We start from the raw sequence: 16,280 nt of genomic DNA on the forward strand, positions 1-16,280 counted from the left end.
TGCTACCTTTCTTCTAGGAAAAAGGTAGCCAAGGTGTGCTAGGTAGCAGCTTCCACTTTCTCCCGAAAGTATTCTTTGAACCGATAAAGCCCCACTCGATATGAACCCATTAGTTGCCATTCACGACTTCGGCCAAAGCATTTGGCTAGACTATATTCGCCGCAACATCCTGCACAACGGTGAACTGCAGCGCCTGATTACAGAAGACGGTCTGCGCGGTGTAACGTCGAACCCAGCCATCTTCGAGAAAGCCATTGCTGGCTCCGATGACTACGCCGACGACATTCGCAAATTTGCCCAGGAGGGTCTTTCGGCCGATGAGATCTACGCCAAACTAGCCGTTGCTGACGTGCAGCAGGCGTGCGACCTGCTCCGTCCCCTTTATGACCACCCCGAAAATGGTGGTGATGGCTACGTGAGCCTGGAAGTATCGCCCGAGTTGGTGCACGACACGGAAGGAACCGTAGCCGAAGGTTTGCACTTCTGGAAGCAGGTGGATCGCCCCAACGTGATGATTAAGGTGCCCGCTACCCTAGCTGGCCTACCCGCCATTCGTCAGTTGATTGCGGCTGGCGTGAACGTAAACGTAACCCTGATTTTCAGCGTAGATCGGTACCGCGCCGTAGCCGAAGCCTACATTGCTGGTCTGGAAGACCGCGTAAAAGCTGGTGGTTCGGTGAAGCGTCTGGATTCGGTAGCAAGCTTCTTCCTCTCTCGTATCGACGTACTGATTGACCCCAAGCTTGAGCAACTAGCAGCCGAAGGCGGCGAGAAGGGCGAGTTGGCGCAGTCGTTGGTAGGTGAGGTAGCCATTGCTAGCGCCAAGCGTGCCTACGAGGTATTTGAAGAAATCTTTGCGGGCCCACGTTGGGAAGCCCTGAAGGCACAGGGTGCTCAGCCACAGCGCCTGCTGTGGGCCAGCACCGGCAACAAAAACCCCAAGTACGACGACCTGAAGTACGTAGAAGCCCTTATCGGCCCAAATACGGTAAACACCATTCCAGTAGAAACCCTGGACTTCTACCGCGCGAAAGGCAAGCCCGCCAACCGCTTGGCCGATAAGCAGGAAATAGCCGTGCTGGACCGTCTGCCTGAGTTGGGCATTGATTTGGAGGCCCTGACCAACCAATTGGAGCAGGAAGGCGCCCAGAAGTTCACCGAGCCCTTCGGTAAGCTGATGAACGTGCTTGAGCAGAAGCGCCAGGAAGCACTGGCCGGTGCCACGGCATAAGTTGTCTGCTGCATAAGCCATATCCTTCTTTGGTAAGTGAGCCTTTGGGGTTCTCACTTGCTCAGGATAAATACCATCAGCGGGGAGCTACCTAGGTAGCTCCCCGCTTTGTTTTACCAACTTCCTGTATGGCTGAATTTACGCCTACCCATCGCCGCGTGGCTGTTAGCGCCTTGTTTTTTGTGGCGGGGTTATGCTTTGCTTCCTGGGCTTCTCGCATTCCTGATATCGGCCTCAAGCTGGGGCTGAGTGAAGGAGAGCTAGGACAATTATTGCTGGCCCTTCCCGTAGGCTCCATGCTGGCTTTGCCAGTAGCCGGCTGGATGGTGCATACCTACGGCAGCCGGGTGGTAGTGCTGGCTGCTACCTGCATGTACGCAGGATTCCTACCCCTACTAGGTTGGGCATCTGGCTTCTGGAGCTTGGCGGGTAGCCTAGTATTGTTTGGTTTTGCGGGTAACCTGCTCAATATTTCCGTCAATACTCAGGCTATTGGAGTGCAGGCGGCCTACGGCAAGCCCATTATGGGAAGCTTCCACGGGCTGTGGAGCTTGGCTGGCTTCCTAGGTGGCGCGTTAGGCACCTTGCTGATTCGTTGGCAGCAAACCCCGCTTTGGCACTTCCTACTCGTGATGGGCATTGGGCTGGTGCTTACTATACTAGCGCACCAGCGCACGTTGCCCCAGGATACAGGCGCCGAAGCTGGTGGCCCAGGCTTGCGCCGCCCCGAGCCCTACTTGCTGCGCATCGGCCTTATTGCCTTCTGCGGAATGCTCTGCGAGGGCTGCATGTTCGATTGGAGCGGAGTATATTTTCAGAAGGTAGTGCGGCCCGATGCTACTCTGGTAACGGCCGGCTACGTGGCCTGCATGAGCACCATGCCCTAGGCCGCTTTATCTCCGACTTCTTCACTCACCGCTACGGGACGAACCGCATGCTGCAAATCAGCAGTGCCCTAATCACCGCGGGCTTACTGCTGGCGGTGCTTTGGCCTGCATTTATTCCATCGGTAGTAGGATTTCTGCTGGTCGGGTTCGGTATTGCCTCAGTAACGCCTCTGGCCTACAGCGCCGCGGGGCGGGCCACTACGGTGTCGCCGGGGGTGGCGCTGGCTATGGTTTCTACCATTGGCTACCTTGGATTTCTACTGGGGCCGCCACTGATTGGGCTGGTGGCGGAGGTTTCTAGCCTGCGCGTTTCCTTTGCATTGGTTGCTGCTTAGGCGCCGCCATTGGCATTCTTGCCGCCCGCCCGGCTCCTACCCCCACACCCGCTCAACAGGCTACATAAGTGGAGTAAGTACCAGCATCTACTAACTGATATCTACGAGTCGCTTTGGTTTGCGCTAGCACTGCACATCAGAGCGGTCGGTGCTGGCAGCAGGGTTTACCCCGCACGCTGAGGCTCGCTCTGCGCGAAGCTCACGCTGTTCTTGATTTGCATGGCGTTGGAGTAGAAGAAGGATTTGCCATCCAGTCCTACCCCGGAAATCAACCCATTGTAGAGCACCTTCTCCAGCATGTCCACGTACTTCGAGTCGCCGTGGAGCTGAAACATGCGCTGGTTCCAGTACACGTTAGCCACCGAGGCGCAGGTTTCGTTGTAGGCCGTGGTGTTGGGCAGTTCGTAGTTGCCCCCGAACCGCTCGCCCCCCGGCACGGCGCCCGTCCCTCCCGTTACGTAGAGCTTCTTCGAGACCATGTTGTGCCAGATGCTGTCTACCGACGCCAGCAGCTGCTGGTCGCCCGTAAGAGCGGCCACGTCGGCCATAGCCGAGTAGAGGTACTCCGCACGCACGGCATGGCCCACGGCCTCGCGCTGGTCTGCTACGGGCTTGTCGTCTTGCCAGTAAGAAAAGTCCGGCGTTACCTGGATAGAATGGCCAGTGCCCGTTTCAGTTCTCAGAAATAGAGGACTGGCTCAGCATCATTATTTCTTGCCTTTGGAGATTCTAAACAGGCGCGCACCGTGGCGGCGCACATAGGGGGCAAACTCACCTGCCACGCCACTAGTCGTTTTGCCAGTCCACATGTCGCGGACGGTGCAGGAGCCCGTCAGCCCGAGTTGAGCCAGGGTTACGGGGACCTTCACGGAGTCGGCAGGTAGAGGGCGGAACGGGTTCTTGGTGAAAACCAAAAATTGCATGGTTCCCCCCGTATTTTGGGCGGCACCGGCATTGTCGAGGCCAGCGGTGGCCTGGAACCGGGTAAAGCCAGCGGGCAGATCGTACTCAATCATGGAGTTCGAGTGCGTACCAATGCCTTGGTCGTATTTCTTGCCTGCAACTATTAGATCAGCACCCGATACGCTACGGTTGGCCGTTACAGTACCCCAGCCGGCAGTTGCCGTCTTCCAAGGCATCGAACTCAGGAACACCGATTTACTACCGTTGCTGAGCACGGGATTTAGCCAATCGGCGTGGTCCCAAGCAATGTCGTCGCCACCTTCGCGCACGTTAAGATAGAGCTTGGTTGCGCCCGTAATGTCCACGTTCACTGCCTGGCTTTGGCCGGGCGTTTGGCGGGTGATAACCGAGCTAGACCAAGCAGCCTCGTTGACTGGCGCCAACTCTTGGTCCTGGGCATTGAAGAGTGCCAGGAATTTGTCGCCCGTTTTGGGGTCGTCGGCGGTCCAGGCAATCAAGTTGTCTTTGCGAAACAGCTGGCGGTTGCTGGTGCTGCTGTGGTGCATGGCCAGCACGTCTTTATTGGTAAGCAACGACAACGTGAAGGCGTCGTTGCTGGGCAGGTCGCCACCAAACATAAGCGGCGAGCGGAAGATACTCCACAGGCTCATAAGCGTATACTGCTCGTCACGGGTGAAGCGGGTCATACGGTCGTCGCCGCGCTCCGCCCGTATGCCTAGGCGGCCCAACGGCAGCATGTCGGCATCGGGAAAAGCGCCAGGTTGGATGTAGGCCGACCAGCGGTTGCACACGTCGAAATGCTCTTTAAGCTGCTCCCAACTGTCCCAGAAGTCGCCAACGGTACGCCACATATTGGCATGGGCCGCGACGTGCTTTGCTTCCGCAATAGGCGTTTCGCCGGGCGAAGTGCTGAGCACTATTTTGCGGCCCGACAAATCAATGGCCTTCCGAATCATCTCCACTTCCGGCTTGTGGTAAGGCGACGATAAATCGTCCACCTTCACAAAATCAACGCCCCAACTCGCATACAGTTTAAAGAGGGAATTGTAGTACTCTTGGGCGCCCGGCCGACCGGCTACTACAGTGTACATATCGTGCAGCCAGCCCGCTTGTCCTTCTTTGGAGTAAATGTCGGCGGCGGTGGCTTTGCTACCGAGAATAGGCAGCTTGCGCTGCACAGCTACTACTGGCACCCCGCGCATAATATGGATGCCAAACTTCAGGCCCTTTGCGTGCATGTAATCAGCCAAGGGCTTAAATCCTTTACCGCCTGCCGCTGAGGGAAACCGGTTTACGGCGGGCACAAAGCGCCCATAGGCATCAATGGCAAAATCAGGGTTCTTCTCGTTGTAACCGTGGGCAGTGTCGTTGCCTACGTACCAGCGAATATCCACTACCACATAGTCCCAGCCACTGCTTTTCAAGTTTTTGGCCATGTAGTCGGCGTTGGCTTTCACCTCCGCTTCTACTACCGTGGGGCCGTAGCAGTCCCAACTATTCCAACCCATGGGTGGAGTAAGGGCCCACTGATGAAAGTCAGGGGAGGTGGCTTTCTGTGATGCTGCCGGACCGATGGTGGCTGCACTGCCTAGCAGGAGGCTGGTTGCTAGCCGGGCCAAGGTGTGGTTGTTCATGGGGCTGTAGGTTAATGGCTGCCAGCCGCGGTGCCCCGTGCATTAGAGGCACCGCGGTGCAATTTTTTACTGTACTTGTAGTTTCTGCGTGTAGGAACCTCGGGCGCTGCTGACTTGCAGCACGTACAAGCCGGCGCGCACGGCAACCTCCACAGGCAACGAGGTACTACCCGTAGCAATACGGCTATATACCCGCCGCCCCTGCAAGTCTGAGAGGGTCACCGTTACGTTGCTCCCCGCTAACTCCTCTCCTAGCGTCAGCGTAAAGCGGCCGTGCTCCGTGGGGTTAGGGTACACGCTAAACTGAGCGGTTTGGGCCGGCTGGGTAGCTAGCACCCGGGCACTGGCAGTAGGCGCAATAGCCCACTGCTGGCAGTTGTTGGCCAAGTAATCGTACAGGGCCAGTTGTACCCCCGCCGTAGTAGAACAGGCAGGCACTTCTACTACCCTATTACCATTCACTGATGAGAGCACGTACCCACCTGAGTTGGTTCGTTCAATCTTGAAGCGCTGACCAGCAACGCCGCTGTAAGGGTATAGTTGCAGCTTGGCGCCGTTTGCGGAGCTATTATTCACGACGTCGGCCGCCAGACCGCTACCTACGTTGGCCGTGATTTTGTATTCCCCGTTGCCCACGGGAGTCAAATTCCACTGCTGGCAGGCGAGGCCGGGGCTCAGTGTACCCTGAGCAATGGCCTGACCTTGGGCGCCAGTGCAGCCCCAAGCATCCCACACTTTACCACTATTCTGGTTGGTGAGGGTGTAGCGGCCACTAGCAATCCAGTCGCGGGTGATGAAGGGCCACGCGGCACCATCCCAGCCCATGTTACCCACGCTCAAGCGGGCGCGGCCATCCTGGCTGCTGTCGTAGTAGTGATGGGTGAGGTAGTTGGCACCGTTCTCGATGAACAGGCCCACGTGTCCGGGTCCTACGTAATTGCCGCTAGTAGCAATGAGGGTAGTACCGCCGTTCTTGTTCAGGTCTACTCCATTCTTATCAAGGTAGGGGCCGGTGATGCTGGTAGAGCGGCCCACCTGAATGTAGTAGGTGCTGCTGGAGCCCTTGCAGCAAGCTCCTTTGTTGATGAAGAGGTAATAGTAGCTGCCGTTGCGCACAATGTACGGCGCCTCGCTACCGCTATTGTTGCGCGTTACGCCATCGGCGGCCACGTTGCCCGCCAGCCAGTAGAAGCTAGTGCCGGAGCGCTTACCAGTGGTAGCATCCAGCTTAATCAAGCCAATACCTTTAAAAAAGGAGCCGTAGCTCATCCATAGCCCACCACTAGCGTCCGTTACAACGGCGGGGTCAATTGCATTAGCAGCACTGCTGCTTGTTGTAGATACTACCTCGCCCTGGTCCACCCACTGGTAGTTCGGGTTGGCTGGGTCCAGTGTTACGTTGGTAGCTAAGCCAATAGTGGAGGTGTTGGACCCGAACGTAGATACGGAGTAGTAGAGGTAAAACTTACCGTTGCGGTACACGCACTCCGGCGCCCAGAAGTCGCCCGAGAAGCCGGGCACTTTGCTTTGAATCCAGCTAGGATAGGCGCCAGCCTGAAACACGGGCCGCGACCCAGATTCCCACCTCACCAAGTCGGTGGAGTACATACCATAGATGCCGGTACCAGTGGTAAAAATCCAGTACTTGTTACCATCCTTCACAATGCTGGAAGGGTCGTGGCAATTGTCGTTGCCTTGCAGGGCGCGGGCCGGAAAGCTCAGACTAGTAGCAAACCCGAGCATCAGCGCCAGCAGGCGCAGTACTTTAGCAAAGGGGGTGGCCCAAGGGCGCAGGAGGATGCTTTTGCCCGGGCGGGGCAAGGTAGAAGTAGGGGTCATGGGTGTAGGAATTTGGTTGGAACGGCATTAGAGCAGGGCAATAGGAAGCACAACGGGGACGCGAATTAGTATTCACGTCCCCGTCCTGGTGCTTACGCGCGGAAAATGGGATAATCTGCGCAACAATATGGTAATGGAAGCTCAGCCAGTACTGGTTGGCTGCAGCTAGGCTGGTTGGTTACCAGAACTTGGCATAAAGAGCTGTTATCAGCAGCAGCGTGATAACAATCAGCGTCATGGTCTGAGAGCTTACCTTGAACATACCTGGCGTGAGGTTGATAGCGCGGGCGCTAACTACCGGCCCAGCCAAGCTCATGGCCACCATAATAAGCAGGGTGAAAGCAAACGACAAGCCCATGCAAATTAGGAAAGGAATCTCGTAGCTGCCGTGGCCATTGGGGTAGGCCGTGTACAGGATCGTCTCGTTGCCGAACAGCGAAGGAGCGTAGTTATTAAACAGTACCGACAAAGCAAAACCTGCTAGGATACCCGTAATGGCGGCAGCCGCCGTGGTACGCTTCCAGAACATACCCAGCACGAAGATGGCTACGATACCGGGCGAGATGAAGCCCGTGTACTTCTGAATAAACTGGAAGCCGCCCTCGCCACCAATGCCCAGCAAATCTTCCCACGTCAGGGCTACGCCCAGAATCACCGAAATAAGGATGGTCAGGCGACCTACCCATACCTGCTTCTTCTCAGTGGCGTCTTGGTTGATGTAACGCTTGTAGATGTCGAGCGTGAAGATGGTCGAAATCGAGTTTACTTTACCAGCTAAAGAAGCCACAATAGCAGCCGTCAAAGCAGCCATCGACAAGCCTTTCAAGCCGTTGGGCAGGAAAGTCAACACAGCCGAGTACGCGTTGTCGGAGTTGAAAGCACCCGTTGAAGCCATTTCCTGCTGCAACTCACCGTTCTTGTACAGCACGTAGGCTGCAATACCGGGCAGCATTACGATAACGGGCATCATCAGCTTCAGCATACCGGCAAACAGGATACCCGTACGGGCAGTCTGCAAGTCGGCACCGAGGGCGCGCTGGGTGATGTACTGGTTGCAACCCCAGTAGTTCAGGTTCACAATCCACATGCCGGCGAAGTACATAGCAATGCCGGGTAGGGTGATGTATTTATTTATTTCCTCCTGCGGTGTTGTGGGCCCCGGTTTCGGGAAAATCATCTTGAAGTGGTCGCCGGCGTTGTCCATGAGGGCCATGAAGCCCGAGATGGCACCGCCACCCAAGCCAAACTTGGTGCTTACAACCGACAAGGCTACGTATGTTGTAACCAAGCCACCAATTACCAGCACTACTACCTGAATTACGTCGGTATAGCCTACTACTTTCATACCGCCCAGTGAAATCAGCAGGGCAAATACGGCCAGCGCCACCATAATCAGGTGGAAGCTACCGCCACCAATCAAATTACTGATGGCCAGCGCACCTAGGTACAGAATGGAAGTTAGGTTAACCAGTACGTAGAGGAACAGCCAGAAAATACTCATGATTAGGCTGAGCGTGGAATTGTAGCGCTGTTCCAGGAACTGAGGCATCGTGAAGATCTTCTCCTTCAGGAAAACCGGCATGAAGAACACCGCCACAATGATGAGTACAATAGCGGCCACCCACTCGTAGGCGGCTACTGCTACCCCCACAGTAAATCCGGACCCCGACATACCGATGAACTGTTCGGCGGAGATGTTCGAGGCAATCATGGACGCGCCAATGGCCCACCAGGTGAGCGAGCCTTCAGCGAGAAAATAGTCTTTGGTGCTTTGCTCAGCCTTTTGCTTGCTCTTGTAAACGTAATATCCATAGGCCGAAACGCCGATTAGGTAGAACAAGAAGACAAAGATGTCAAGCGTCGTAAGATTGTTACGCATGAGGTAAATCCGGGAACGTGGGAAGTTATGAGAGTATTTGAGGGCTTGATTTTACAACATTTTTTATTGACATCTAAATGAGTCAACACCCAGAGGGTAGTAAAGCGCCATGCTGCTATTGGTGCAACATGACGCTTTATTACTCTGCTCCTACTGCTCTAGCGCCGGCTAAACGCCACGTCGTTGTAGCGCAACTCATTCTTGAACGTCCGCAGCTTGGTTTCATCGTCGATGATAACGTACTCGATGCCAGCCATTTCTGCAAAATCCTCCAGATACTCAGCCGTCAGGTTCTGGCTGTAGCCAGTGTGGTGAGCACCACCAGCATAAATCCAGGCGGCCGCGCCTACGCTTAGGCTAGGCTTTACTTTCCACAGCACGCGAGCTACGGGCAGTTTGGGCAAATCTTGCTCAGGAGCTACTGCCTCCACTTCGTTTACAATCATGCGGAAGCGGTGGCCCAGGTCTACGATAGTAGCATTGAGCGCCTGACCAGCGGGGCAGTTGAATACCAAACGAGCCGGATCAGCCTTACCACCGATGCCAAGGGGGTGTACTTCTACTTTCACTTTGCCTTCGGCAATCGTGGGGCAGATTTCCAGCATGTGCGAGCCGAGCACTTGCTCGTTACCGGGCTGGAAGTGGTAGGTGTAGTCTTCCATGAAGGAGTTGCCGCCGGCCAGGCCAGCACCCATCACCTTCATAGCCCGCACCAGGGCCGACGTTTTCCAGTCACCCTCACCCCCAAAGCCGTACCCTTCGGCCATCAGACGCTGGGTAGCAATGCCGGGCAGCTGAGCCATGCCGTGCAAATCCTCGAAGGTATCGGTGAAGCCGATGGCCTTGTTGTCTTGCAGGAACGTGCGCATGCCTACTTCAATTTTCGCGGCTTCGCGCAGGGAATCGCGCTGGCTGCCACCATCCTTAAGATCGGCGGCCAGTTCGTACTCCTGTTCGTAGGTAGCTAGCAGCTCGTTTACCTGCTCGTCGCTTACCTGGTTGATAACGGCTACCAAGTCACCGATGCCATAGGTATTTACTGAATAGCCAAACTTCAGCTCGGCTTCTACCTTGTCGCCTTCGGTTACGGCTACGTAGCGCATGTTGTCGCCGAAGCGGATGATGCGGGCACCCTGCCAGTCGGCCCAGGCGCAAGCTGCGCGCGACCAAATGCTGAGGCGCTCGTGCACGTCTTGGCTTTCCCAATGCCCTACCACTACTTTGCGCTTTATGCCTAAGCGGGCACCGATGAACCCAAACTCCCGGTCGCCGTGCGCCGATTGGTTGGTGTTCATGAAGTCCATATCAATGTCGCCCCACGGAATGTCGCGGTTGAACTGGGTGTGCAGGTGAGCCAATGGCTTCTGCAGAATCTTCAGGCCGTTGATCCACATTTTGGCCGGCGAGAAGGTGTGCATCCACGCAATCAGCCCCACGCAGTTGGGAGTCGTGTTGGCTTCCTGCACCAGCTTCGTAATAGCGTCGGGGCCCGTGAGCACCGGCTTGTACACAATTTTGATTGGCAGTGCTTGGCCGAGAGCTTCCGAAATCTGCTGGGAGTGTTGCGCTACTTGCTCCAGAGTTTCGGGGCCGTATAGGTGTTGGCTGCCGGTGATGAACCAGGCTTCGTATTGGGAAATGTTAATCATGAGAAGGAAAGAAGAAAACCGCGGGTGGGTTTGGTTGATCGTTTAAATTGGCCGGAGCCTCGTAGTAGCGCACAGCGCCCTCCTTACCCAGGAGGGCGCTTACTTATTGGCGCTTAGTTCTGCCCGTAGTAAGAGTGTACCCCGTGCTTACGCTCGTAGTGCTTCTTAATTAGGGAGTCTTTCAGGCGGGGCACATCAGGGCGCAGGGTGCAGCTGAGGTAGGCCATGCGGGCTACTTCTTCTAGCACGGCACTGTGGTACACTGCCTTTTCCACGGTCTTGCCCCAAGTAAAGGGTGCGTGGTTACTCAAGAGTACCATTTCTACTTCTTCGGCAGAGAGGCCACGGCGCTGGAACTCGTTGATGATCTGCCAGCCAGTTTGGTGCTCATAGTCGCCGGCAATCATGGCGTCTTCCATGGGCGGCGCGCAGGGAATATCAGCCGTGAGGTGGTCGGCGTGGGTGGTACCCAGAATCGGGATGTCTAACTGAGCTTGGGCCCAAGCTGTAGCATAGGTGGAGTGCGTGTGCACAATACCACCAATATGCTCCCAGTGGCTATACAGCACTGCGTGGGTTTTGGTATCCGACGAGGGGCGCTTGGTACCTTCAATAATGTTGTTAGAGAAATCCAACACCACAATATCCTCGGGCTTGAGGGTAGCGTAAGGTACACCACTGGGCTTGATGGCAAATACCTGCCGCTCCCGGTCCACTACGCTAGCGTTGCCGAAGGTGAAGAGCACCAACCAAGGGCGGGTAGCTGCATGTTAGCCTCGTAGCAGGCCTGCTTTAAATCTTGGTATTGGCTCATGCTTGGTCAACCAGCTCGGTTTCGGCAACTTCGCCAGCGTGCTGCTGGGTAGCTTGTTCAACATACTGCCCGAAGGCTTGGTACTGCTCGTAACGGCGCTGGTAGTCAGCTACTCGCTCGGGGTTGGGAGTATAGGTTTCGGCAAAGCCATTACCCATGGCCTTCTGAGCCGTTACTACATCAGGATGAATGCCAGCGGCTACGGCGGCGTACATAGCCGAACCCAGCGCAGGTGCTTGGTCCGACTCGGCTACCTTGATAGGGCGGTTCAGCACGTCGGCCAGGGTCTGCATCATGAAGCCCGACTTCTTGGCTACCCCACCCAGGCCAATCACCTGCTTGATGGCAATGCCTTCCTGCTCAAAGCGCTCCACAATTTGCTTGGAGCCGTAGCAAATGGATTCTACCAGCGCCCGGAAAATCTGAGGAGCGGAAGTACCCATGGTGAGGTTCATGATAGCACCTTTCAGCGCCTGGTTGGCATCTGGCGTGCGACGACCATTCACCCAGTCGAGGGCCAATACCGCCGATTCCTCGGGATTCACGGCTTCGGCTGCCTTGGTAAGTTCAATGAACAGCTTATCGCTCATCTCTTCCCGCAAAGCATCCTGCTGCTCTTTGGTGAGTGCCGACGATTGGGGCAGCAAGGTGCGCAGGGGCCACTCTATTACTCCACGGAACCAAGCTAGCAAGTCGCCGACGGCCGATTGACCAGCCTCTAGGCCCAGCATACCGGGAATTACGGAGCCATCTACCTGACCGCAGATGCCGGGAACAAGCTTCCCTCCTACTTCATCCATGGGAGCTACCACGATGTCGCAGGTAGAGGTGCCCATCACTTTTACCATAGAGTAGGCTTCGATTTCGCCTGCTACGGCACCGGCGTGGGCATCAAATGAGCCCACGGCTACCACTGTTTTGGTAGTCAGGCCTAAGCGCTGTGCCCACTCCTCGGAGAGTGTACCCGCTACTTGGTCGGCAGTATAGGTTTCCTCGAACAACCGCTCGCGCAAGCCAGCCAGCTTGGGCTCTAGCAGCGTTAGGAACTCCTCGGAAGGCAAACCGCCCCAGTTCTCGTGCCACATGGCTTTGTGACCAGCGGCGCACCGGCTGCGCTTGAAAGTGGCTAGCTCGCCGCCGGTGAGTAGCAGCGTGAGCCAGTCGCAGTGTTCCATCCAGGAGTAAGCAGCCTTAGCTACGGCCTCGTCTTCGCGCACCACGTGCGCAATCTTGGCCCAGAACCACTCCGAAGAGTAGATACCTCCCTCAAACTGGGTGAAGTCCTCGCCACCCCACGTACGGGCTTTCTGGTTGATTTCGGCAGCTTCGGGCAGGGCCGTGTGGTCCTTCCACAACACGAACATGGCGTTCGGGTTTTCCTCGAAGCCAGGCTTCAAGGCTAGCGCTACTCCGTGCTCGTCAACCGGGCCGGGCGTAGAGCCAGTAGTGTCAACAGCCAGGCCCACGATTTGCTCGGCGGGTACGTTCTGAGCTACGCGGCGTACCGTGGCCTCTAGGCCCTCAATGTGGTCGAGCGGGTGCTGGCGGAATTGATTCTTGGTTGCGTTGCAGTAGCGCTGTTCTTTCCAGCGGGCGTACGGGTGTACAGCCTGGGCTACTTCTACGCCAGTATGCGCATTTACCAGCACGGCCCGCACGGAATCGGAGCCGTAATCGATACCGATAACGAAAGCTTCCGCTTGGGAAGATGCTGAAGAGGAGGTTTCCACGAGAGGTGAATGGATGAAATTGTTACTTGAAAACTTGAGAAGAGTGCCGCCGGCTTATTAGAGCTACAACTCTTGGTTTCGCATCATCATGCTACCAGAGAGGACACCACAACTACTTGGCTAGCCAGTAGAAAGCAGTGGTGCCTATTGGCGCACGCCAAACTTATAGGTTGTGGTAGACTGCAAGGTCTCACCGGGCTTCAAGATGGTGCTCGGGAACTTCGGCTGGTTAGGCGAGTCGGGGAAGTGTTGAGTTTCCATGCAGAAGCCCGCGTGCTTGCCATATGTAGTGCCTTTGCCTTTAAGAGTACCATCGAGGAAGTTGCCGGTATAGAACTGCAAGCCGGGCTCGGTGGTGGTTACTTCCATGGTACGGCCAGTAGTAGGCTCGTACACGGTAGCGGCGGCATGGCTGCCGCTAGCCTGGTTGAGCACCCAGTTGTGGTCGTACCCACCGGGTACCTGACCAATTCGCTCACCAATAGTGTGGGCCGATGTAAAGTCGAAGGGCGTGCCTTTTACGGGGCGCAGTTCACCCGTAGGAATCAAGCCGGCATCTACTACCGTGTAGCGGTCAGCTGGCATGGTCACTTCGTGGCCTAGCACGTCCTTACCGCCGCTGAGGTTGAAGTAGGCGTGGTTCGTGAGGTTAACCGGGGTAGCTTTATCGGTAGAAGCCGAGTAGTCGATTTTGAGCGCGTCGTCGTTAGTAAGGGTGTATACAACCGTCACGTTGAGGTTGCCAGGGAAACCTTCTTCCCCATCCTTGCTCAGGTAGGTGAGTTTCAGCGTTTGGCCATCGGCAGATGTGCCGGGCTCGGCTTGCCACACCTTCTCGTCAAAGCCTTTTTCGCCGCCGTGCAAGGTATTGCCGTTGTTGTTTAGGGGTAGTGAATACTCCTTCCCATCCAGTGTGAACTTGCCCTTGCCGATGCGGTTGCCGTAACGGCCAATTAGGGCGCCAAAGTAGGGGTTCGACTTTTTAAACTCGGGGCTTTGATAGCCATTTACGTTGTCGAAGCCCAATACTACGTCGCCCAGTTTACCCGCCTTATCTGGCACCATGAGGCTGGTAATAGTACCCCCGAAGTTGGTGATGCTCACCTTCATTCCATGGGCGTTGGTGAGCGTGTATAGCTGCACCTCAGTGCCATCTTGTGTCTTGCCGAAGGAGGCGGAGGTAGGAGCCGTAGCAGCTCCAGAAGCGGTTTGGGTAGTATCGGTCATGGTTTGGGAAGTGCCAGCTGCTTGTTCAGTAGCAGGCGCCGACTGATTGCAACTTGCCACGGATAAGAAGCCTGCTAGTCCGGCTACGCCCTTGGTCAACAATCCGGCACGATTAAAATTTGTCATGAACAAATGGAGTATGGGAATTTGGGAGGACTAAGCACATCGTATAGGAGGCTGGCGTCCTGTGAAATGAAGGGCAGAATACATAATTCCGCGTTCTTCACAATCACATATCCTTGTTGTTGAAGTCATTAACCACTTCCTCACCAAGGTAAGTTGCTGGTCACAAACTAGAACACCTCCTAATCGAGGGGTAAAGTAGAAAAACGTTTTCACTTTACACAATCGTTTGTGTATTTCCCTTATAAAAAAGAAGGATTCCGCAGTGCTTTGTCTGCGGAATCCTTCTTAATACACTAGCGTGTACTTACTATAGTACCGATACCTTCTGCGTCATGAGGCTGCTGCCCCGACGTACCTGCACCATATATACACCAGGCCGCAAGCCAGCCGCTATATGTAGTGTTTGTTGCTGCTTAGCAAACTCATGACGGTAGGCTAAATGACCACGCATATCGTACACCTCCACGTGCGTAGCCTGTGCTACTGGCTGGTTACTCACATCAATAGTGAAGTTGCCCCCACTAGCCGGAATTGGGTACACCCGCACACCCTGTAGCTTCTGGCTGCCATTGGCAGCGAGAGTTGCGCTGGCGGGCGTCAAGGTCCAGCGCTGACAAGCACAACCATTATAATCCCACAGGCCGAGTTGCTGCCCTGCGGTAGTCGAAGCGTTGGGCACTTCAACTACTCGATTACCATTGGCAGATGCAAAAACCAGGGTACCATCACTGGCACGGTCAATCCGGAAGCGTTGGCAGTTTAAGCCGTTGTAGGCAAACAACTGCAACTTAGCTCCTAGATCCGGCGAGCAGCCGGCTACATCGGCAGCTAAGCCGCCCAGGGCATTCGTGATTTTATATTCTCCGTTTCCTAACGCCGTAACGTCCCAGCGCTGACAGTCCAACCCTGCTGGCGTGCCTTGCGCAATCATCTGCCTGATGCCCCAGTACAGCCCCACGCATCCCAAATCAAGTTGCTATTTTGATTCTTGATTTCGTAACGCCCAGTGGTAACCCAGTCCCGGGTTACAGAAGGCCAGCCCGTAGCACCCCACGTGAGTTTAGCTAGTCCTAGCTTTGGAACTCCATTATCCTCCCCATCATAATAATGGTGAGAAAAGTAGCTTACTCCACTCTCTTCAAAAATGCCTGCATGACCTGGCCCAATGTAGCGGCCAGCACTGCTCAAGAACATGGTACCACCATTAGCATTCAGGTCCACCCCATTTTGATCCAAAAATGGACCAGTAGGAACTGTAGAGCGTCCTACTAGGATATGATACGTGCTGTTCAACCCGGCACAGCACCTGCCACGGTTGATAAATAAGTAGTAATAGTTATCGTGCTTGGTTAAGAACGCGGCCTCTACATCACCGTTAGCTACGGCATAGCTGGTACCGCCTAGGGTTTTGCCGGTAGTTGCGTTCAATTGCGTGATGCGAAGACCACCGAAAAAGGACCCGTAGCTGAACCATACGTCTCCATTGGTATCCTTGAAAACAGCCGGATCAATAGCATTGACGGCACTGTTGCTATTGGTAGAAATTACCTCGCCCTGGTCTTCCCATCTGTAGTTGGGGCTAGCAGGGTCTAAGGTAACGTTGGTTGCCAATCCAATAGCCGACACTTTAGAACCGAAGGATGAGCATGAATAGTACAGGTAGTACTTACCATTCATGTAAATACACTCGGGAGCCCAGAAATTGCCTGCGAAGCCGGGCACTTTTGTGTTAATCCAAGCTGGGTAGGCGTTGTTGACAAATACCGCCCGAGGCCCTGGGGTCCAGTTTACGAGGTCCGTGGAGTACATACTGTAGATGCCCTGACCTGTAGCGAAAATCCAGTACTTGTTGCCCTCCTTTACAATTGTAGAAGGATCATGTACGCCTTGTAGACCCTGCAAGGCATAGGCTTCGGAACCAAACCAGGTAAGGACGAACAGCACTAAGGTCAGGCGACACAAATGGCGCCGTACCGAAAGTAAATGTGTGGACATATGTGGTGGG

12 protein-coding genes and 1 pseudogene are annotated in these 16,280 nt (G+C 55.3%); 3 read left to right on the forward strand and 10 right to left on the reverse strand.

What is annotated here, in order from left to right:
- The first annotated feature begins 100 nt into the window (after positions 1-100).
- The 3 genes from tal (at position 101) to VI25_RS26310 (ending at position 2,453) form a co-directional block, all read left to right on the forward strand.
- Positions 101-1,231 (forward strand): transaldolase, encoded by a 1,131-nt coding sequence (tal, locus tag VI25_RS01410; protein ID WP_045687903.1) that lies wholly within the window; start codon positions 101-103, stop codon positions 1,229-1,231.
- Between the two features lie 128 nt (positions 1,232-1,359).
- Positions 1,360-2,118 carry an MFS transporter gene (locus VI25_RS01415; RefSeq protein WP_236704832.1) on the forward strand — a complete coding sequence of 253 codons (759 nt, stop codon included), beginning with the start codon at positions 1,360-1,362 and terminating at the stop codon, positions 2,116-2,118.
- 47 nt (positions 2,119-2,165) lie between these two features.
- A complete protein-coding gene (locus tag VI25_RS26310; protein ID WP_236704833.1) occupies positions 2,166-2,453 on the forward strand; it encodes a hypothetical protein in 288 nt (95 codons plus the stop codon).
- A 164-nt stretch (positions 2,454-2,617) separates the two neighbouring features.
- Here VI25_RS26310 and VI25_RS01420 read toward each other — a convergent pair whose 3' ends face one another.
- The 10 genes and pseudogenes from VI25_RS01420 to VI25_RS01465 form a co-directional block, all read right to left on the reverse strand.
- On the reverse strand, positions 2,618-3,136 hold the full coding sequence (locus VI25_RS01420) for a beta-L-arabinofuranosidase domain-containing protein (protein ID WP_082455349.1): 519 nt from the start codon (positions 3,134-3,136) through the stop codon (positions 2,618-2,620).
- Positions 3,137-3,160: 24 nt separating this feature from the next.
- Positions 3,161-5,011, reverse strand: coding sequence for an NPCBM/NEW2 domain-containing protein (locus VI25_RS23150; protein ID WP_082455350.1), 1,851 nt, complete (start codon positions 5,009-5,011; stop codon positions 3,161-3,163).
- A gap of 66 nt (positions 5,012-5,077) precedes the next feature.
- On the reverse strand, positions 5,078-6,850 hold the full coding sequence (locus VI25_RS01430) for a family 43 glycosylhydrolase (RefSeq protein WP_052695092.1): 1,773 nt from the start codon (positions 6,848-6,850) through the stop codon (positions 5,078-5,080).
- Between the two features lie 178 nt (positions 6,851-7,028).
- Positions 7,029-8,729 (reverse strand): sodium:solute symporter family transporter, encoded by a 1,701-nt coding sequence (locus VI25_RS01435; RefSeq protein WP_045687905.1) that lies wholly within the window; start codon positions 8,727-8,729, stop codon positions 7,029-7,031.
- Positions 8,730-8,887: 158 nt separating this feature from the next.
- Positions 8,888-10,378 (reverse strand): L-arabinose isomerase, encoded by a 1,491-nt coding sequence (gene araA, locus VI25_RS01440; protein ID WP_045687906.1) that lies wholly within the window; start codon positions 10,376-10,378, stop codon positions 8,888-8,890.
- 113 nt (positions 10,379-10,491) lie between these two features.
- Positions 10,492-11,192, reverse strand: a pseudogene (locus tag VI25_RS01445) (L-ribulose-5-phosphate 4-epimerase).
- Positions 11,189-12,922, reverse strand: coding sequence for a ribulokinase (locus VI25_RS01450; RefSeq protein ID WP_045687907.1), 1,734 nt, complete (start codon positions 12,920-12,922; stop codon positions 11,189-11,191). The pseudogene VI25_RS01445 and the gene VI25_RS01450 overlap by 4 nt, the downstream one beginning before the upstream one ends.
- Before the next feature lie 144 nt (positions 12,923-13,066).
- Positions 13,067-14,275 carry an aldose epimerase family protein gene (locus tag VI25_RS01455; protein ID WP_082455351.1) on the reverse strand — a complete coding sequence of 403 codons (1,209 nt, stop codon included), beginning with the start codon at positions 14,273-14,275 and terminating at the stop codon, positions 13,067-13,069.
- A gap of 307 nt (positions 14,276-14,582) precedes the next feature.
- A complete protein-coding gene (locus VI25_RS01460; protein ID WP_045687908.1) occupies positions 14,583-15,206 on the reverse strand; it encodes an RICIN domain-containing protein in 624 nt (207 codons plus the stop codon).
- A complete protein-coding gene (locus VI25_RS01465) occupies positions 15,203-16,270 on the reverse strand; it encodes an arabinan endo-1,5-alpha-L-arabinosidase (protein ID WP_082455352.1) in 1,068 nt (355 codons plus the stop codon). The genes VI25_RS01460 and VI25_RS01465 overlap by 4 nt, the downstream gene beginning before the upstream one ends.
- Positions 16,271-16,280 lie beyond the last annotated feature (10 nt).

The organism is Hymenobacter sp. AT01-02, from assembly GCF_000961955.2.
In the GTDB taxonomy this organism is placed as follows: Bacteria; Bacteroidota; Bacteroidia; order Cytophagales; family Hymenobacteraceae; genus Hymenobacter; species Hymenobacter mucosus.

What these genes read in the sequence shown, in the direction of transcription:
- VI25_RS01435 (WP_045687905.1), bottom strand. Translation starts at nt 8,729, where the DNA reads ATGCGTAACAATCTTACGACGCTTGACATCTTTGTCTTCTTGTTCTAC.
- VI25_RS01415 (WP_236704832.1), top strand. Translation starts at nt 1,360, where the DNA reads ATGGCTGAATTTACGCCTACCCATCGCCGCGTGGCTGTTAGCGCCTTG.
- VI25_RS01460 (WP_045687908.1), bottom strand. Translation starts at nt 15,206, where the DNA reads ATGATTGCGCAAGGCACGCCAGCAGGGTTGGACTGTCAGCGCTGGGAC.
- VI25_RS01430 (WP_052695092.1), bottom strand. Translation starts at nt 6,850, where the DNA reads ATGACCCCTACTTCTACCTTGCCCCGCCCGGGCAAAAGCATCCTCCTG.
- VI25_RS26310 (WP_236704833.1), top strand. Translation starts at nt 2,166, where the DNA reads ATGCTGCAAATCAGCAGTGCCCTAATCACCGCGGGCTTACTGCTGGCG.
- VI25_RS23150 (WP_082455350.1), bottom strand. Translation starts at nt 5,011, where the DNA reads ATGAACAACCACACCTTGGCCCGGCTAGCAACCAGCCTCCTGCTAGGC.
- tal (WP_045687903.1), top strand. Translation starts at nt 101, where the DNA reads ATGAACCCATTAGTTGCCATTCACGACTTCGGCCAAAGCATTTGGCTA.
- VI25_RS01455 (WP_082455351.1), bottom strand. Translation starts at nt 14,275, where the DNA reads ATGACAAATTTTAATCGTGCCGGATTGTTGACCAAGGGCGTAGCCGGA.
- VI25_RS01465 (WP_082455352.1), bottom strand. Translation starts at nt 16,270, where the DNA reads ATGTCCACACATTTACTTTCGGTACGGCGCCATTTGTGTCGCCTGACC.
- araA (WP_045687906.1), bottom strand. Translation starts at nt 10,378, where the DNA reads ATGATTAACATTTCCCAATACGAAGCCTGGTTCATCACCGGCAGCCAA.